This is a genomic window from Comamonas sediminis, from assembly GCF_041107495.1.
Taxonomy (GTDB): Bacteria; Pseudomonadota; Gammaproteobacteria; order Burkholderiales; family Burkholderiaceae_C; genus Comamonas; species Comamonas sediminis.
This window is the reverse complement of sequence record NZ_JBGBDC010000006.1, coordinates 19,187-38,277: the sequence shown is the minus strand read 5'-3', so window position 1 is coordinate 38,277 and position 19,091 is coordinate 19,187. Positions and strand designations below refer to the sequence as shown.

Genomic DNA, 19,091 nt, shown 5'->3' with positions numbered 1-19,091 from the left:
ATTCAGGAAGAAAGTGTGCTGCCCGGGCCCTTGGGCACCAGGGTTTCGAGCATATAGCCCAGGCCGCGCACCGTCACGATATGCACGTCACCGCCCGCCAGCTTGCGCCGCACCCGGTGCAGCACCTGCTCGATGGCATCGGGGCTCACGCTGCTGTCCTGCGGGAAGACCTTGGCTGTCAACTTGGACTTGCCCACCGGCGCGCCAGTGCGCGCCATCAGCGCTTCGAGCGCCGCATGCTCGCGCGGGGTCAGCGCCAGCATCTGCTCGGCCAGCCAGAAGGTGCGGTGGTTGCTGTCATAGCGCAGCGAGCCGCATTGCTGCATCGCCTGGGCCCGCCCCTGGCTGCGCCGGTGCAGCGCGGCCAGGCGCGCCTCCAGTTCGGCCACCTCAAATGGCTTGGTCAGGTAGTCATCGGCGCCCCGGTGCAGGCCTTCGACCCGGTCCTGCACCGCTCCTTGCGCGGTCAGCACCAGCACCGGCTCACGGTGGCCCTGCGCTCGCATCGCCGACAGCCAGTCAAAGCCATGCTGGTCGGGCAGCTGCAGATCGAGCACCACCACGTCAAAGCGGCCATCGGGCAGCAGGCGCGTGGCCATCGCAGCCTGTGAGGCATGCACTGCTTCGATATTCGATTGCTTGAGGGCGCGCACCAGCCAGGCGGCCATCTCCTGCTCGTCTTCAATCAGCAAAATGCGCATCGTTGTCGCCCGCCCGTAGACCCACAAAGAGCGCGATCATACGCCCAAGTGGCCGCTGCACGGGCACGCCATGCCCAGCGCTACTCCTGGATGGGTGACGGAATGCCAGGCGTGGGCACCGGTGGGGGTTGCACCGGGGCGGGGTCTTTCACAGGCGGGGCTTCCGGGTGCCGGGGGTCTATATGCATTCTGGGCTCCTTGCAGGTCAATGCTGCGATTGTGCCCAGGCCCGGCAGGGCGCGCTGTCAGCAAACGCCCTGCCCTGGCAGCCCGGCACCGGCTCAGCGCGCCAGCACAGGCGCCAGCGCCTTGCCGGTATGCGTGCCCGCCTGCACCAGGTCTTCAGGCGTGCCAGCGGCCACAATGCGGCCACCGGCATTGCCGCCTTCCGGTCCGAGGTCGATCACCCAGTCGGCTTCGGCAATCACATCCAGGTCATGCTCGATCACCACGACGCTGTGGCCGGCATCGACCAGGCGGTGCAGCACATGGATCAGCTTGTCCACATCGGCCATGTGCAGGCCAACGGTGGGCTCATCGAGCACATACAAGGTGTGGGGTGCCTTGTTGCCACGGCGCGTGATGTCATCGCGCACCTTGGTCAGCTCGGTCACCAGCTTGATGCGCTGCGCCTCGCCGCCCGACAAGGTGGGCGAAGGCTGGCCCAGGGTCAGGTAGCCCAGGCCCACATCCTGCAGCAGCTGCAGCGGATGGGCGATGCTCGGCATGCTGGCGAAAAAGGCCACGGCCTCATCCACCTCCATCTGCAGCACCTCGCCAATGCTCTTGCCACGCCAGGTCACCGCCAGGGTTTCGGCATTGAAGCGGGCACCATGGCAGACCTCGCAAGGCACTTTCACGTCGGGCAGAAAGCTCATCTCGATGGTCCGCATGCCCTGGCCCTCGCACGCAGGGCAGCGCCCTTCGCCGGTGTTGAAGGAGAAGCGCCCGGCCGCATAGCCGCGGGCCTTGGCCTCCAGGGTCTCGGCAAACAGCTTGCGGATCGTGTCCCAGAACCCGATATAGGTGGCAGGGCAGGAGCGCGGCGTCTTGCCAATCGGTGTCTGGTCCACTTCCAGCACCCGGTCGATGCCTTCAAAGCCCTGCAGGCCCTTGCAGCCCGTCAGCGCCGGGGCCTTGCCGGCATCCATGTCGTCACGCCCGGCCTTGGTCGCGCGCTGGGCGACCCAGGCCGCAACATTGGTCAGCAGCACATCCCGCGCCAGGGTCGATTTGCCCGAGCCAGACACCCCCGTCACCGCGACCAGGCGCTTGAGCGGCACGCGTGCGTCCACGTTCTGCAGGTTGTGCAGGTTGGCACCCAGCACCGTCAGCCAGTGCAACGGCGCCATCGCATCAGCCCGGGCCGGTGCGGCCAGCGCGGCATTGGCCTCGGCGCTGTCAGCCGCCAGCGCGGCAGCAGTGTCGGCGGCGATCTGCTTCTTAGTGCGCTTCTTGGCGACCGGCTTGGCCTCCTCGGCGGGCACAGCCACCGCATCGGCCACACCATGCACCAGGCGGCGCGGCTGGAACGGATGGCGCATCGCATGCAGCAGGTAGCGGCCGGTCTGCGAATCGGCCGCGTCCATCACATCCTGGGTTGTGCCCTGGGCCACCAGGCGGCCACCGCGCTTGCCGGCGCTGGGACCGATGTCGATCACATGGTCGGCACGTCGGATCGTGTCCTCGTCATGCTCCACCACCACCAGCGTATTGCCCTTGGCGCCCAGCTTGTGCAGCGCATTGAGCAGGATGTGGTTGTCGCGTGCATGCAGGCCAATGGTGGGCTCGTCGAGCACATAGCACACGCCCTGCAGATTGCTGCCCAGCTGCGCGGCCAGGCGAATGCGCTGCGCCTCGCCGCCCGACAAGGTCGGCGCGCCCCGGTCCAGGGTCAGGTAACCCAGGCCCACTTCTTCCAGAAAGGCCAGGCGGCTGTGGATCTCGGGCACCAGGTCGCGGGCGATGTCGCTTTCGCGGCCGGACAGCTGCAGCCCCTCGATCCAGAGCCGCACATCGGTGACCGACAGGCGCGCGATCGACGAGATCGCCTGGCCATGGAACAGCACCGCACGCGCGGTGGCATTGAGGCGCGTGCCCTGGCAGGTCGGGCAGGTGGTTTCGCCCACGTCCTCGGCCTCGGGCTCCTCAAAGCTTTGCTCGCGGCCCCGGTTGTCCTGGGTCATCACCGAGTCGTCGTAGACCTTGCGCTGGTCCTTGGTCAGCTTGACACCGGTGCCCACGCAATCGGGGCACCAGCCATGCTTGCTGTTGTACGAAAACAGGCGCGGGTCGAGCTCGGCATAGCTGGTGGCGCAGACCGGGCAGGCGCGCTTGGTGGAGAACACCTGCAGCTGGCCGATGGCGGCCGTGTCGCTGCCCGCCAGCATCGCCGCTTCCAGGCTGTCGATGGCCGAGAGCACATGCAGCACGCCCTTGCCCAGCTCCAGCGCCGTGGCCAGCTTGTCGCGCAGCAGCGCCTCGTTCTCGGGCCTGATCTCGATGCTGGCCACCGGCAGCTCGACCGTGTGCTCCTTGAAGCGGTCCAGGCGCGGAAAGCCGGTGGTCGGCAGGAACTGGCCATCGACGCGCAGATGCGTGTAGCCACGCGGCCGCGCCCAGTCCGCCAGCTCGGTGTAGACGCCCTTGCGGGCGACGACCAGCGGCGCCATCAGGCCAATCAGCTGGCCCCGGTACTGCGTCATCAGCTGCGCGGTAATGCTCTCGGGCGTTTGCGGTTGCACCGCCGCACCATCCTTGGTGCAGTGCTGCACACCCAGCTTCACATACAGCAGGCGCAGAAAATGCCAGACCTCGGTGGTGGTGCCTACCGTCGATTTGCGGCCACCGCGCGAGAGGCGCTGCTCAATCGCCACCGTGGGCGGAATGCCGTAGACCGCATCGACCTCGGGCCGGCCGGCCGGCTGCACGATCGAGCGCGCATAGGCGTTCAGCGATTCCAGGTAGCGGCGCTGGCCCTCATTGAACAGAATGTCAAACGCCAGCGTCGACTTGCCCGAGCCCGACACCCCGGTGACCACGTTGAACTTGCCGCGCGGAATGTCCACGCTCAGGTTCTTCAGGTTGTGTTCCTTGGCATTGATGATCTGGATGCTGTCGCTGGGCGCCACGGCTGCGGTAGCCGGCGCACTGCGCTCCAGCGCATAGCCGGCGCGCGGCTCGCGCACCTCATGGGGCTGGCCGTCGGTACGCCCGCCCAGCATCGCCACTTCGTAATCGCGCAGCGCCTGCGCGGTGTAGGAGCGGCCGGACTTGCGCACCTCTTCGGGCGTGCCCTCTTCCACCACCTTGCCGCCGTCTTCGCCGGCATCGGGCCCCAGGTCGATCAGCCAGTCACTGGCACGGATCACATCGAGGTTGTGCTCGATGACAATCAACGAATGGCCGGCCTCCAGCAGCTTGCGCAGCGCGCGCATCAGCTTGGCAATGTCCTCGAAATGCAGGCCGGTGGTGGGCTCGTCGAACAGGAACAGGCTGCCCTTGCGCGCCAGGGTCTGCTTGGATTTGGAGGCGCTCTTGGCAGCCTCGGCCAGGAAACCGGCCAGCTTCAGGCGCTGGGCCTCGCCGCCCGACAAGGTCGGCACGGGCTGGCCCAGCTTCACATATTCCAGCCCCACATCGACGATGGGCTGCAGCGCGCGGATCACCTCGCGGTCCTTGGCGAACAAGCCAGCGGCCTCGCTGACGGTCAGCTCCAGCACATCGGCCACGTTCATCAAACGGCCATTGCGCTCGATGCGCACCTCCAGAATCTCGGTGCGGTAGCGCTTGCCATCGCAATCGGGGCAGCGCAGGTAGACGTCCGAGAGGAACTGCATCTCCACATGCTCAAAGCCCGAACCGCCACAGGTGGGGCAGCGGCCATCGCCACTGTTGAAGCTGAACTTGCCGGCGGTGTATCCGCGCTGCAGCGACAGCGGCGCCGTCGCAAACAGCTCGCGGATGGCATCCCAGGCGCCCACATAGCTGACCGGGTTGGAACGCGCGGTCTTGCCAATCGGCGATTGGTCGACAAAGACGACATCGGACAGGTGGTCGGCCCCCAGCAGGCGCTGGTGGGCGCCGGCCAGCTCGGTCGGCTTGCCAAAATGGCGCATCAGGGCCGGCGCCAGCACATCCTGGATCAGGGTGGACTTGCCCGAGCCCGACACGCCGGTCACCACCACCATGCGCTGCAGCGGGAAATCCACCGACACGTTCTGAAGGTTGTGCTCGGTCGCGCCTTCCAGAATCAGGCGTGGCGTGCTCTCGGTGACCATGCGCTTGGCGCCCATGCCCACCTGCTTGCGGCCGCCCAGGTAGGCGCCGGTCAGGGTGTCGGCATGGCGCAGCTCGGCCGTGGTGCCGTCGAACACGATCTGGCCGCCCTTCTCGCCCGGGCCGGGGCCCATGTCGATCATACGGTCAGCGGCGAACATCACCGCCGGGTCGTGTTCGACCACCACCAAGGTGTTGCCGGCGTCGCGCAGCCGCTTCATCGCGACGGTGATGCGCTCCATGTCGCGCGGGTGCAGGCCGATCGAGGGCTCGTCGAGCACGAACAAGGTGTTGACGAGGGAGGTGCCCAGCGCCGTGGTCAGGTTGATGCGCTGCACCTCGCCGCCGCTCAAGGTGCGGCTCTGGCGATCCAGGGTCAGGTAACCAATGCCGACATCGCAGAGGTACTGCAGCCGGTTGCTGATCTCTTCATGCAAGAGCCGCAGCGCCTGTGCGTCGCCATCGTTGCTGCGGCGGATGTCCATGCTGGCAAAGAACTGGCGCAGCCGCACGATCGGCAGCAGCATCAGGTCATGCAGGCTCAGGCCTGGCAGGGCTTCGAGTTGCTCGCGGCTCCAGGCCACCCCGCGCGGCATGAAGCGCTGTGCGGGCGGCAGGGCCGCATCGGCAGCGGCCTTGGAGCCCACGCGCCACAGCAGGCTCTCGGTCTTGAGACGTGCACCGCCACAGACCGGGCAAGGCGTGTAGCTGCGGTACTTGGACAGCAAGACGCGGATATGCATCTTGTAGGACTTGGTTTCCAGGTACTCGAAGTAACGGCGGATGCCATACCACTGGCGGCTCCAGTTGCCATCCTTGTAGCCCTCTTCGCCGTTGATGACCCAGTCCTTCTGCGCCTCGGTCAGCTTGGCCCAGGCGGTATCGCGGGGAATGCCCTGCGCCTCGGCATGGCGCATCAGATCGTCCTGGATCTCTTTCCAGGCCGGCGTCTGGATCGGCTTGATCACACCGGTGCGCAAGGTCAGCTTGTCGTTGGGGATCACCAGGCCCCAGTCCACACCGATGACCCGGCCAAAGCCCCGGCAGGCATCGCAGGCCCCAACGGCCGAGTTGAACGAGAACATCGACGGCGTCGGCTCGCGGTAGCGCAGGCCGCTTTCCGGGCAGTGCAGGCCGGACGAAAACTTCCACAGCGCGGGCTCGGCGGTGTTGCCGTCGGCATCCGCCTCGGCGATGGCATACACCGTCATATGGCCGCTGCCGCGCTTCAAAGCCACCTCGATGGCTTCAATCACACGCGCCTTCTCGGCCTTGCTGAGGCGGAAACGGTCGGCCACCACATCGAGCAGCTTGACCCGCTGGGGCGCCTCCGACGCGGCCTGCTTGCCGGCCTTGGGCTTTTTCTTGCTGCTGTCCACGGCAGCGGCGTGGCGCACGGCATCGACCTCACGCTCGGCCTGCACCTTGGTAAAGCCGCTGGCCGACAACCATTGCTCGAGCTGCTCGGCGCTGGTGTTGGCCGGCAACTCGACGGGGAAGGTCACGACGATGCGCGGATCGTCCGCCTGGGTGCGCTGCAGCAGCTGCTCGTAAATGCTCTCGGGCGTGTCGTGTTGCACCGGCAACGCGGTCTGCTGGTCAAACAGGTGGCCGGCGCGTGCCACCAGCAGCTTCAGGTGGTCGTTGAGCTCGGTCATCGTGCCCACCGTCGATCGCGAGCTGCGCACCGGGTTGGTCTGGTCAATCGCGATGGCGGGCGGCACCCCCTCGACCTTGTCGACCGCAGGCTTGTCCATGCGGTCGAGAAACTGGCGCGCATAGGCGCTGAAGGTCTCGACATAGCGGCGCTGCCCTTCGGCATAGAGCGTGTCAAACACCAGGCTGGACTTGCCCGAGCCGCTGGGCCCGGTCACCACCGTCAACTCCCCCGTGCGGATATCCAGATCCAGATTCTTGAGGTTGTGCTGACGCGCACCACGGATGCGAATGTTTTCCTGAGACATACCGATGAGCTATCCAGTAATTCGTTGGCGCAGTCCAGCAACCGGATAAGCAAGGCCCCGGCTCAGTAGCAGGGAAGCCCGGACTTGGAAGGCTGACACGACTGCGTGGGGGCAAATGATCGTGAACAACCATTCTAGGGAGTTCATTCATCGGCTGAATCAGCTCGCGGCAAAGCCCTGCAAACCACTGTACAAATTTACAGATATTAGCAAGTCAACGATGTATCCGGACCACAGGCCCTGCCCCCACGAAAAAGCCCGCATCCTGTCGAATGCGGGCCTGGCAGCAGAAGGCGCGCGGGGCGCCTGAGGGTGCCCCCTCAGAAGTGGTGGCGTATGCCCAGCGCAAAGGTGCTGAAGTCGGCACCGTCGGTGCCGGTGGCATACCGGGCGTTGGCCTTGTTGTCCACCCTGGTGTAGCCGGCATACACCTTGGTGCGCAGGCTCAGGTGGTAGTTGTAGCCCAGGATCAGTTGGCGCGCGCTGCTGCTTCCCACCCCGCTCCAGTTGCCCGCCCAACCAAACCCGGCAATCAAATCCGATAAACCCAGGCTGTACAACGCAGTGACGCGGCCCGCATTGCGCTTGCCGCGCAGGTCTTCATTGGTGCGCTGGTAGTAGGCCCCTATTCGGAAGGCATCAAAGGTGTACTGGGCATGCAGGCCCAACGTGGTGCTGTCGTGGACCTTGGTGACGCCTGTGGCCAGCGACAGCGGCCCTTGGGACCACTTGGCCGTGAGGTCGTAGCCGTTCTTGTTGCCGCTGTTTTCTCCGTTTTCATGGAATGCGCTCGCGCCCTCCACCGTCAGGCCGCCCCACAACACGGGCGTGCGATAGGCCACCTTGTTGGCATCCGGCATCGGGTAGTAGTAGAGCGCATCAGACAGCGAACCCAAGTCATGGTTGGGCTGGCCCATCACCCCTTGGGCAGCCATGGCAATATAGGATTCGGAAGGCATCGAGCCCAGGCGCAGGCTGCCAAAATGCCCCGACAGGTTCACTTCACTCTGGCGCCTGAAGTCGATGCCCGTGCCTCCACGGCCGCTCCCATCGTCCGAGTTGAAATCGGCCTCCAGCACGAAGCCTGCTCTCAGCCCGCCACCCAGGTCTTCGGTACCGCGAAAGCCGATGCTCGAGCGGTTGTTGAACAGCCCGGTGGTCGTTACATCTCCTGTTTTTTGCCGTTCCAGCGTGGTATTGATGCGGCCAAAAATCTCCACACTGCTTTGCGCCATTGCCCCAGACGAGCCGGCAGCGGCCAGGCCGGCCAAGGTCATACGGTTAATCAGTACACGCATGTTGTCTCCTCACGGAAAGTCTTTGAAATCGCCAGACAGGACCGCCGATTTCTGCATGAAGACCGGTCTGGCTATTTATATTTAATACCCAAACATGGTTTTTAATAGTTATTTTCTATTTTAAAAAGTGCAGTTTGGTTAATGCAGGCAAGACCGTTTGGATAAACGTGGGAGGTAGGCAGAATCAGGCTAAACCCATTGATGCCGAAAAATAAAAAACCCGCGTTCTTGCGAATGCGGGTCAGTGCGCAACAGCGCGCGACAGGTAACACCTTCATCGAGAAGCCATTACCGCGATAAAAAAACCCGCACTCTTTCGAACGCGGGTCGTGAAGCGGAAGGCGCGCTGGGCGCCCGGCTTGCTTAGAAGTTGTGGCGGATACCTGCAGCGAAGGTGCTGAAGTCGGCGCCGGAGATGCCGGTGGCGTAGCTGGCATTGGCCTTGTTGTCGACCTTGGTGTAACCAGCGTACAGCTTGGAGCGCTTGCTCAGGTTGTAGTTATAGCCCAGGATCAGCTGGCGGGCGCCGCTGTTGCTGACGTCGTCCCACTTGCCAGCCCAGCCGAAGCCAGCGACAAATTCGGACGCGCCCACGGTGTACATACCGGTCACGCGGGCCGCGTTGCGCTTGCCGCGCAGCTCTTCGTCAGAGCGTTGGTAGTAAGCACCCAGTTGGAAGGCATTGATGGTGTAGTGCGCGCGCAGGCCCAGTTGCTTGTCGCCACCGACCTTGCTGAAACCTGCACCCAGCGCCAGAGGGCCGCTTTCCCAGTTGGCAGCCAGGTCGTAACCATGCTTGTCATTGGTGCCAGCGGCCTTTTCGTGGAACGATGCAGCGCCTTCGATGGTCAGGCCGCCCAGGAACACGGGGGTGCGGTAGGCGATCTTGTTGGAGTCACGCATCACGTAGGTGTACAGCGCATCCGACAGCGAACCGGTGTCGTGGTTGGGCTGGTCCAGCACGCCGTAGTCGGCCACCGCATAGTAGGACTCGGAGGTGAAGGTGCCCAGACGCAGCATACCGAAGTTGCCAGCCAGGTTCACTTCGCTCTGGCGGCGGAAGGTCAGACCACCTGCGGAGCCGGTGCCCGAGCCGTCGTCCGAGTTGAAACCCGATTCCAGCACGAAGCCAGCCTTCAGACCGCCACCCAGGTCTTCCGTGCCACGGAAGCCGATACGCGATGCGTTGTTGAACAGGCCGGTGGTGGAGACATCGCCCACCTTCTGGCGCTCCACCGAGGTATTCACACGGCCATAAACCTGCACGCTGCTTTGAGCCAGTGCAGCGGTAGAGCCAGCAACGGCCAAGGTGGCAATCATCAAACGATTCAGTGAGCGCATAGTGTCCTCGGGGATGTAGTCATTAAAAATGGTTGGACGGTGCTGATAGCGTTTGCACAGAGCAGTATTCGGCCCGTCACATATTGTTAATTCTAGGCGGCAGACCCCATTTATCGTGCTTTCCATCGCGCAGATTTTGAGAGAGTGACGCATCGCTACCACACTTTGATGACACACCCTGGTATTAACCATGAGAGCCGGAAAGGGGCAAAAAAAACAGCACCCGGAGGTGCTGTGGGGAGGTGAAGGCCTCGGGTATCACGCAGTGCAGATAACCGGGGCCTGCTCGCAGTTGCGCGGGTCAATCGTCGGCGTAAATATCGACATCCTTGGTTTCGCGAACGAACAAGGTACCGATCACGAAGGTGATGCCGGCGATGATGATCGGGTACCACAGACCGTTGTACATGTTGCCGGTCTGGGCCACGATCGCGAAGGCCGTCGTGGGCAGCAAACCACCGAACCAGCCATTGCCGATGTGATAGGGCAGCGACATCGAGGTGTAGCGGATGCGGGTGGGGAACATTTCCACCAGCATCGCGGCAATCGGCCCGTACACCATGGTCACCAGCAGCACCAGGTAGGTCAGCAGTACCACCGTCAAGAGCTTGTTCATCTTGGAGGGATCGGCCTTGGTGGGGTAGCCATCCTTGGCCAGCGTTTCCGCCACAGCCTTCTTGAACGCGCCATCCTTGGCCTTCAGATCGTCGCCGCTCAGGCCCACCGCTGCATAGCTGGGGATGGTGTCGTTGCCGATCTTGATGACCGCCGTTGTGCCCGCTGGTGCTGCCTCGGTTTCATAGCTCACCGAATTGGCCGCCAGCAGTTGCTTGGCCACGTCGCAGGAGCTGGTGAACTTGGACGTCCCCGTCGGGTTGAACTGGAACGAGCACTCGGCCGGGTTGGCCACCACCACCACCTTGTTCCTCGCTTGCGCTGCTGCCAGATCGGGGTTGGCCGCTTCGGTCAGCATCTTGAACACGGGGAAGTAGGTCAGCACGGCCAGCAGGCAGCCCGCCATGATGATGGGCTTGCGGCCGATCTTGTCGGACAGCGAGCCAAAGATCACGAAGAAGGGCGTTGCAATCAGCAGGGCCACGGCGATCATCAGGTTGGCGGTCACGGCGTCGACCTTGAGCTGCTGGGTCAGGAAGAACAGCGAATAGAACTGGCCGGTGTACCAGACCACGGCCTGACCAGCGGTCAAACCCACCAGTGCCAGGATCACGATCTTCAGGTTCTTCCACTGGCCGAACGATTCCTTCAGCGGCGCCTTGGAGGTCTTGCCTTCGGCCTTCATGCGCTGGAACGCAGGCGATTCGGACAGGGTCATGCGAATCCACACCGACACGCCCAGCAGAATGATCGACACCAGGAACGGAATGCGCCAGCCCCAGTCATTGAACGCAGGCTCGCCCATCGCGGTGCGCGTGCCCAGAATCACCAGCAGCGACAGGAACAGACCCAGGGTGGCCGTGGTCTGGATCCACGAGGTGTAGGCACCGCGCTTGCCGTTGGGGGCATGCTCGGCCACATACGTCGCGGCACCACCGTATTCACCGCCCAGCGCCAGACCCTGCAGCATGCGCAACACGATCAGGATGATGGGCGCTGCCACGCCAATGCTGGCGTAGTTGGGCAGGATGCCGACGATGAAGGTGGAGGCGCCCATCAGCAAGATGGTGACCAGGAAGGTGTACTTGCGCCCGATCATGTCGCCCAGGCGGCCGAACACCAGCGCGCCGAAGGGGCGCACGATGAAGCCGGCAGCAAAGGCCAGCAACGCAAAGATGAAGGCGGAGGTGGGGTCCAGTCCGGAGAAGAACTGCTTGGCGATGATGGCCGCCAGCGAGCCGTAGAGATAGAAGTCGTACCACTCAAAAACGGTGCCGAGTGACGAGGCAAAGATGACCTTGCGCTCCTCCTTGGTCATCGGCCGTGCTGCTGCACTGGTTGCCATGCTGTTGTCTCCTTGTAGTGTTGCCGCACTTTTGTTTGGCGGACACTGCATTCTTCAAGCATGCGCTGACCCAAGTCTGACGGTTTTCCAACACTAGCTTGCAAGCTGCTGACAATTCGCTGACAAAATCCAGCGCAACCCGCAGAAAAGGTTTTGCTATGTGGAAAATCGCTGCACTGCAGCAGCAACCAAGGGAAAGTCCCAGGGCTGGCAAATCCACGGGAAAAGGTGTTTTCAGCGACTCAGAAGCCGGACATCAGCGTTTGGCCAATCCGGAAGGACGGTCGGCCGACGCATCCCACTGGCCATCGGCAAACCAGGCATCGCCGTTCAGGTAGGCACTCAGCATTGGCAAGCCATCGAAACCCCAGAACAGCTTGCCATCCAGCACCATGCTGGGCACGCCAAACACGCCGGCGGCCACTGCGGCGTCGGTATTGCTGCGCAAGGCCTGCTTGGCCTCCTGCTCGGCCGCATCGCCACCGCGCAGCTGCTCGGCAAGTGTCTGCTCCAGCGCCTGCAGGCGCTGCGCATCCAGCGCATCGGCCCCTCCCAGCCAGACATGGCGGAAGATGGCGTCGGCCGTGAAGCGGTTGATACAGCCGCCCTGCGCTGTGCGCAGCGCCAGGCGCAGCAACGGCAACGGGTTGAAAGGATGCTGGGCGGGCATCTGCAGACCGCAGCCCTGCCGGTGGCCCAGCCAGCTGGCGTGGCGGTAGGTCCATTCGCGCTTGCCGGCGATGCCGGCCGGCCCGGGATTGGCATGCTGCTGCAGCAACGCACCCAGCAGCACAGGCCGATAGCGCACATGCACGCTATGGCCTTGCAAGGCCTGGGGCAGCGCATCAAAGGCCAGCCAGGCATAGGGAGAGACAAAGTCCAGGTAGAAATCGATGGTTTTCATACCGGACCCCGGTCACACCGCCGGCACCAAGGGCCGGCCATTGCTGCCCAGGCCCGCACGGCCCAGTGCCTGCAGCCAGATCTGCTGGCGCTCGGCGGTATCGGCCTTGGACCAGGCGCGGATCTCGTCAATCGAACGGTAGCAGCCGATGCAGTGGCTGCGGTCCGCGTTCATCTTGCACAGCGACACACAGGGCGATGGCACCACATCGGCGTAACAGGCCGCAAAGGCACCGGTCACCCGGACCTGCTTGGTGCGCGCTGCCAGCGGCGCGGGCGAGGCCACGGGCAACGCCACCGGCTTGTCCGCTTGCTCTGTCATGCCGCCTCCTTGACCACATCGGCCACCGGCGCGCCGGTCAGCGCTTGCAGATCGGCTGGCGCCAGCGCAAACACGCCATTCGGGTGGCCTGCTGCAGCCCAAATCTGTTCAAAGCGGAACAGCTCGCGGTCAATCAGGGTAATGGGCTTGCTCAGATGGCCCACCGGCGAGACACCGCCAATCGCAAAGCCGGTGCGGGCTTTGACAAAGTCCGCATCCGCACGGCCCACCGGGCCGACCAGCGCGGCCACCTTGGCCTCGTCCACGCGGCAATCGCCCGAGGTAATGACCAGCACGCAGGCGTCATCGCTCTTGCGGCGAAAAATAATGCTCTTCGCAATCTGGCCCAATGCAATGCCCAGCGCATCGGCAGCCTCCTGGGCTGTGCGCGCTGAGACCTCCAGCATCTGCGGCCCATGCGGATGGCCCTGGTCCTGCAGCACCCTGGCTACCCGCTGCACCCCTTCGGGCAGGCTCAGCAATTCCGCTCCACACATGGTTTGACTCCTGGTTAAGCCATGATTGTGCCGGCTTGCGCCCCCGGCTGCAGCGCCCCGGGCATTCGTGCCCCGGGCATTCGTGCCCCGGGCATTCGTGCCCCGGACATTCGCGTCCCGGACATTCGCGCCCCCGCCTCGGCCCTTCAGCCCGCGCGCTTGTTCATCAGTGCCACGGCCACGCGAGAGTTGGGCTTGCGCTGCAGGAAGTCACTGATGTAGATGCCTGCATCGACCAGCTTGTCCAGATCGATGCCGGTCTCGATGCCCATGCCCTGCAGCATGTAGACCAGGTCCTCGGTGGCGACATTGCCGGTTGCGCCCTTGGCATAGGGGCAGCCGCCCAGGCCGGCGATGGAAGACTGGAAGTTCCAGATGCCCAGCTCCAGCGAGGCCAAGGTGTTGGGCAGCGCCTGGCCATAGGTGTCGTGGAAATGCCCGCTGACATGGTCAACATCGAAATACTGCAACGTGGCCTCCAGCGCCTTTTGCACCTTGATCGGCGTGCCCACGCCAATGGTGTCGGCCACATCCACGCGCTCCACGCCAATGCCCTTCATCAGCTCGGCCAGGTAGGCCACGCGCGAAGGCGCAATCTCCCCTTCATAGGGGCAGCCGACGGTGCAGCTCATCGCACCACGCACGGCAATGCCGGCAGCCTTGGCCGCGTCCACCACGGGGGCAAAGCGCTCGATGCTCTCCGCAATCGAGCAGTTGATGTTGCGCTGGCTGAAGGCCTCGCTGGCCGCGCCAAAGACCACGATCTCATCGGGCTGGGAGGCCACGGCCGCTTCATAGCCCTTCAGATTCGGGGTCAGCACCGAATAGCGCACACCGGCCTTGCGCGCCAGCCCCGCCATCACCTCGGCGTTATCGCCCATCTGAGGCACCCACTTGGGACTGACAAAGCTGGTCACCTCGATCTCGGTCAGGCCTGCCTCCTGCAGCCGGTGGGTCAGCTCGATCTTCACGGCGGCCGGCACTGGCGATTTCTCGTTCTGCAGGCCGTCACGGGGGCCGACATCAATCAATTGGACACGTTGGGGGTAGCGGGCCATGGGGCGTCTCCTGGAGTATTTCTCAAAAACGGGGGGCGGAATCAGTATCCGCGATCGGCATAGACCATGCCGCCAGGCTTCTCTCCGGCGGCAAAGGCCTGGAGCTTGTGCAGGATCTGCTGCAAGGTCTCTTCGGGCAAGGTGCGGGCGGAGCTGTGGGGGGTGATGCGGATCCGCGGATGCTGCCAGAACGGGTGGCCGGCGGGCAGCGGCTCGCTGCGGAACACATCCAGTGTGGCGCCAGCGACCTGGCCGCTGTCCAGCGCCGCCAGCAGGTCGGTATCGACCAGGTGCGCGCCGCGCGCCACATTGATCACATAGGCGCCCGGCTGCAGCTGCGCCAGCAGGCTGGCGTCGATGATGTTCTCGGTCTGCGGGGTCAGCGGCAGCAGGTTGACGAGGATGCGTGTGGCACGCAGAAAGGCCGGCAGCTGGGCACTGCCTGCATAGCAGTCCACACCAGCGATCTGCTTGGGCGAGCGGCTCCAGCCGCGCACCGGAAAATCAAACTGCGCCACCGCCTGGGCCACGCGCTCGCCCAGCACACCCAGGCCCATCACGCCGACGGGAAAATCGCTGCGCAAGCGCAAGGGCTGCTGTGCCCAGACGCCGGCGCTTTGCTGGGCGCGGTACGGCGCCAGGTCGCGGAAATGGTCGATGACCGCATGGCAGACATACTCGGCCATCTGCACGGCCATGCCGGCATCTTCGAGCCGCAGCACCGGCACGCCAGGCGGCAGCCGGCGCGCGAACAGCGCATCGACGCCGGCACCCATGTTGAAAATGGCCTTGAGGCCCGCGCCTTGCTCGTCCAACAGCTGCTGCGGCGGCTTCCAGACCAGCGCGTAGTCGGCCTGGGCCATGCCCGGGGTCCAGCCGCTGGCATCCGCCTGGGGCAGGTGCAGCCGAATCGCGTCCAGCCAGGGCTGGAGCGCATCGCTGTCGGTGTAGACGAGAATTTTCATGGCCGGCATTTCAGCACAGAAAGCAGCGCAGCGCCGTCACAGACAGCGCAGAGGCGCATACGTCAGGACGCAGCGACCTGCAGCTTGAGCAGCTCGGCGCCTTCGGTCACCTGGTCGCCGGGTGCAAACAGCAGCTCCAGCACCTCGCCATCGGCTGGGGCGGCAATCGTGTGCTCCATCTTCATGGCCTCCATCACCGCCAGCGGCTGGCCCTTGCTGACCTTGTCACCGGCCTTGACCGCAAACGACACCACCTTGCCCGGCATCGGCGCCGTCAGGCGCCCGCCTTCGCTGCCAGCGTCGCCGGCATGGGCCAGCGCATCGATGGCGGTGATCTCGGCCGCGCCACGTGGGGCAAATACATGCACCACCTCACCCTGCTGCCAGGTCTGCACCTGGTCGCGCTGGCCGTTGAACTGCAGCTCCACCAGCTCGCCGTTGGGGCTGAACTGCAGCGGCCCGGTGGCATCGCCCACCGTCAGCACCAAGCCACCGGCCTCGTAGCGCAGCGCCGCCTGCAGCTTGTCGCCGCCAAACTCAAAGTCAAAACGGCGTTCGGTCACGCCATGCGATTGCCAGCCGTCGCGGCGGCTGAAGGGGTCGTTGCTCTCGGTAGCGCGCTCCTGCAGCAGCTCGGCCACCACGGCAGCGGCCGCAGCGGTATCCAGGCCCAGGCCGCGCTGCTTGAAGAGCAGCGCCTCTTCGCGCTGGATCAGTGCCGTATCGAGCTTGGCCTGGCCAAACGAGGGCGTGGCCAGGATATGGCGCAGAAACTGCACATTGGTCTGCAGGCCGACGATGCGCACGGCCGCCAGCGCCGCATCCAGCCGTGCCAGCGCCTGGGCGCGGTCTGCGCCATGGACGATGAGCTTGGCGATCATGCTGTCGTAGAACGGGCTGATGGCATCGCCTTCGCGCACGCCATCGTCAATGCGCACATCGCTGATCGCAAAACTGCTGCAGTCGGGCTTGCGGTAGACATGCAAGGTGCCGGTGGCGGGCAGGAAGTTGTTGTCCGGGTTCTCGGCGCAGATACGCGCCTCGATCGCGTGGCCGCTGATCTTCAGCTCGGCCTGCTGCTTGGGCAACGGCTGGCCGTTGGCCACCAGCAGCTGCCACTGCACCAGGTCCTCGCCGGTGATGGCCTCGGTCACCGGGTGCTCGACCTGCAGGCGCGTGTTCATTTCCATGAAGTAGAACTTCATCGCCTCGGGCTGGTCGTAGCCGCCGGGCTGCTCGACGATGAATTCCACCGTGCCCGCACCCACATAGCCCACGGCCTTGGCCGCTGCCACCGCCGCCTCGCCCATCTGCTGGCGCAGTGCGGCCGTCATGCCGGGCGCTGGTGCCTCTTCCAGCACTTTCTGGTGGCGGCGCTGTACTGAGCAGTCGCGCTCGAACAGGTAGACGCAGTTGCCTTGCGTATCGCCAAACACCTGGATCTCGATATGGCGCGGGCGCAGCACGTATTTCTCGATCAGCACCGCATCATTGCTGAAGCTGTTGATGGCTTCGCGCTTGCAGGATTCCAGCGCGGCGGCAAAGTCTTCGCTCTTCTCCACCAGACGCATGCCCTTGCCACCGCCGCCGGCGCTGGCCTTGATCAGCACCGGGTAGCCGATGCGGTCGGCCTCCGCGTGCAGCAGGGCCGGGTCTTGCCCTGCGCCGTGGTAGCCCGGCACCAGGGGTACGCCGGCCTTTTCCATCAGCTGCTTGGATTCGGCCTTCAGGCCCATTGCCCGGATGGCGCTGGCAGGCGGGCCGATGAAGACCAGGCCCGCAGCGGCGCAAGCGGCGGCAAAGTCCTCGTTCTCGCTCAGAAAGCCGTAGCCGGGGTGGATGGCCTGGGCGCCGGTGGCCTGGGCGGCCTCGATGATGCGTTCCCAGCGCAGGTAGCTGTCCTTGGGGGCGCTGCCACCGATGTGCACGGACTCGTCGCAGGCGGCCACATGCTTGGCATGGGCGTCGGCATCAGAGTACACGGCCACGGTCTTGACGCCCATGCGGCGGGCGGTAGCGGCGACGCGGCAGGCAATCTCACCACGGTTGGCGATCAAAATTTTCGAGAACATACAACAATCTCCTCAGTCTTCTTCCCTGTCCCCGGCCCGCCTTCGCAAGCCCTGGGTCAATATCGTTGGTGATCCGCGCCGGTGGCAGCCAGGGCCACCGGCTCTTCATGGCCCAGCCACCGGCGAATCCGGCGCACCACAGCCCGCAAAAACTTCCACAGCGCCCAGGTCATCACCCACATCAGCACCAGCACCACGGCCAGCGCCACCGCAAACACCAGCGGGTGGTTGATAGCCAGCCACACTGCGCCGACCGACACCCCGTCTTCCAGCAGGCTCGCCCCCCAATTGGAGAACGGCTCCGGGCTGGTGTTGATCGCCGCGCGCGTCGTGGTCTTGGCCACCTGGCTGCTCAGCGCCAGGGTGCCGCCCATCAAGGCGGCCGCCGTGGCCATCGTTGCGTTGTCGGTACCAAACACGCTGGCGGCCAAGGCCGCGCCAGCGGGCACACGCACGACGCTCTGCACCACATCCCAGACCGAATCTACGCCGGGGATCTTGTCGGCAAAGAACTCGACAAACAGCAGCGCGCCACTGATGACCAGGATCACCGGCTGCTGCAGCACCGTCAGCCCGCCGGGCAGGTGCAGCACGCCCGTCGCGCCCAGCGTGCCCGTCACAAACACCACCGCGTAGAGCCGAAAGCCGCTGGCCCAGCCCAGCGCGGCCGCCAGTGCCATCAGCTGGCCCCAGTCCCACTGCGCCATGGCCTGGCCCATCTGGCCGGCCACCTGGCCGACCTGGTCGGCCGCCTGCCCCACCGTTTGGGCGGTGTCCTTGTCCAGATGCAGGCCCATGCCGTGCAGCCAGTTGACGATGGTGTTCCAGGTATCCATGGTGGGGGCTCCTCAGTGCCAGTCAGCAAACGCGCTGTTTATAGCGCCAACGCCTGCTTGCTGTCTGCCATCCAAGGCCGCGTTATGCGTACTTCAGCCTCCCAGCCAGCTGGGTTTGCGTTTGTTCAAGAATGCCTGCACGCCTTCCTTGCCTTCGGCGCTGGCGCGGATATCGGCAATGCCGGCCACCGTCTCGGCGATCAGCGCCTCGTCCACCTCGCGGCCGGCCACATCGAGCACCAGCTTTTTGCAGGCCTGCACCGCTGCCGGGCTGGCGCTCAGCAGGTGCTTGAGCAGGCCGTCCACGGCGCTGTCCAGCGCCTCGGCCTCCACCACCTGGTGCACGAAGCCGGTGCGCAGTGCTTCAGCGGCGTCAAAGCGCTCGCCGGTCAGAAAGTAGCGGTGCGCCGCACGCGGGCCCATCGCGCGGATCACATAGGGGCTGATCGTGGCCGGGATCAGACCGATCTTCACCTCGCTGAGGCAAAAACCGGCATGGCTGGCCGCCACCGCCATGTCGCAGCAAGCGACCAGACCCATGCCGCCGGCGTAGACATCGCCCTGCACCCGCGCAATCGTCGGCTTGGGGCAGGTGTAGATCACGCGCAGCATCTCGGCGAGCTTGCCGGCATCGACCAGGTTCTCCTCACGGGTGTAGTCGGCCATCGCGCGCATCCAGTTCAGGTTGGCGCCGGCGCAAAAGGCCGGGCCCTCGGCGGCCAGCACCACGGCGCGGACCTGGGCCTGCGCACCCACCCAGCTGAAGGCGCGGGTGATGTCGGCAATCACCTCATCGCTGAAGGCATTGCGCACGTCGGGCTGGGTCAGCGTGATGGTGGCCACCGGTCCAGCGGCTTCAACGGTCAGAAATGTGCTTTTCATGGTGTCCTCTCTGT

The 19,091-nt window shown here is 64.8% G+C and carries 13 protein-coding genes; all 13 read right to left on the bottom strand.

The genetic code is table 11. The features are described from left to right. Window positions 1-2: 2 nt before the first annotated feature. The 13 genes from AB7A72_RS14235 to AB7A72_RS14175 all read right to left on the bottom strand — a co-directional run bounded on the left by AB7A72_RS14235 (window position 3) and on the right by AB7A72_RS14175 (window position 19,077). Window positions 3-701 carry a response regulator gene (locus AB7A72_RS14235; protein WP_239810644.1) on the bottom strand — a complete coding sequence of 233 codons (699 nt, stop codon included), beginning with the start codon at window positions 699-701 and terminating at the stop codon, window positions 3-5. A gap of 281 nt (window positions 702-982) precedes the next feature. Continuing rightward, window positions 983-6,943, bottom strand: a complete 5,961-nt coding sequence (gene uvrA, locus AB7A72_RS14230; protein ID WP_369460368.1) for an excinuclease ABC subunit UvrA — start codon at window positions 6,941-6,943, stop codon at window positions 983-985. A gap of 320 nt (window positions 6,944-7,263) precedes the next feature. Then, the gene (locus AB7A72_RS14225; RefSeq protein WP_369460367.1) at window positions 7,264-8,241 is read right to left on the bottom strand and encodes a porin; all 978 of its coding nucleotides are present in this window, start codon (window positions 8,239-8,241) and stop codon (window positions 7,264-7,266) included. Window positions 8,242-8,604: 363 nt separating this feature from the next. Further along, the gene (locus AB7A72_RS14220; protein ID WP_239810641.1) at window positions 8,605-9,582 is read right to left on the bottom strand and encodes a porin; all 978 of its coding nucleotides are present in this window, start codon (window positions 9,580-9,582) and stop codon (window positions 8,605-8,607) included. Window positions 9,583-9,883: 301 nt separating this feature from the next. Then, window positions 9,884-11,542, bottom strand: a complete 1,659-nt coding sequence (locus AB7A72_RS14215) for an MFS transporter (protein WP_239810640.1) — start codon at window positions 11,540-11,542, stop codon at window positions 9,884-9,886. Window positions 11,543-11,798: 256 nt separating this feature from the next. After that, window positions 11,799-12,446 carry a 2-hydroxychromene-2-carboxylate isomerase gene (locus tag AB7A72_RS14210; RefSeq protein ID WP_369460366.1) on the bottom strand — a complete coding sequence of 216 codons (648 nt, stop codon included), beginning with the start codon at window positions 12,444-12,446 and terminating at the stop codon, window positions 11,799-11,801. 12 nt (window positions 12,447-12,458) lie between these two features. Further along, on the bottom strand, window positions 12,459-12,767 hold the full coding sequence (locus AB7A72_RS14205) for a DUF1289 domain-containing protein (RefSeq protein ID WP_369460365.1): 309 nt from the start codon (window positions 12,765-12,767) through the stop codon (window positions 12,459-12,461). Continuing rightward, window positions 12,764-13,264, bottom strand: a complete 501-nt coding sequence (locus AB7A72_RS14200) for a YbaK/EbsC family protein (RefSeq protein ID WP_369460364.1) — start codon at window positions 13,262-13,264, stop codon at window positions 12,764-12,766. The genes AB7A72_RS14205 and AB7A72_RS14200 overlap by 4 nt, the downstream gene beginning before the upstream one ends. Window positions 13,265-13,410: 146 nt before the next feature. Further along, window positions 13,411-14,322 (bottom strand): hydroxymethylglutaryl-CoA lyase, encoded by a 912-nt coding sequence (locus AB7A72_RS14195; RefSeq protein ID WP_239810636.1) that lies wholly within the window; start codon window positions 14,320-14,322, stop codon window positions 13,411-13,413. A 41-nt stretch (window positions 14,323-14,363) separates the two neighbouring features. Further along, a complete protein-coding gene (locus tag AB7A72_RS14190; RefSeq protein ID WP_369460363.1) occupies window positions 14,364-15,287 on the bottom strand; it encodes a 2-hydroxyacid dehydrogenase in 924 nt (307 codons plus the stop codon). Window positions 15,288-15,349: 62 nt separating this feature from the next. After that, window positions 15,350-17,359 carry an acetyl/propionyl/methylcrotonyl-CoA carboxylase subunit alpha gene (locus AB7A72_RS14185; RefSeq protein WP_312458292.1) on the bottom strand — a complete coding sequence of 670 codons (2,010 nt, stop codon included), beginning with the start codon at window positions 17,357-17,359 and terminating at the stop codon, window positions 15,350-15,352. A gap of 56 nt (window positions 17,360-17,415) precedes the next feature. After that, complete coding sequence (locus AB7A72_RS14180) at window positions 17,416-18,195, bottom strand: DUF4126 domain-containing protein (RefSeq protein ID WP_369460362.1); 780 nt, start codon at window positions 18,193-18,195, stop codon at window positions 17,416-17,418. Window positions 18,196-18,288: 93 nt separating this feature from the next. After that, window positions 18,289-19,077 carry an enoyl-CoA hydratase/isomerase family protein gene (locus AB7A72_RS14175; protein WP_116926530.1) on the bottom strand — a complete coding sequence of 263 codons (789 nt, stop codon included), beginning with the start codon at window positions 19,075-19,077 and terminating at the stop codon, window positions 18,289-18,291. Window positions 19,078-19,091: the final 14 nt, after the last annotated feature.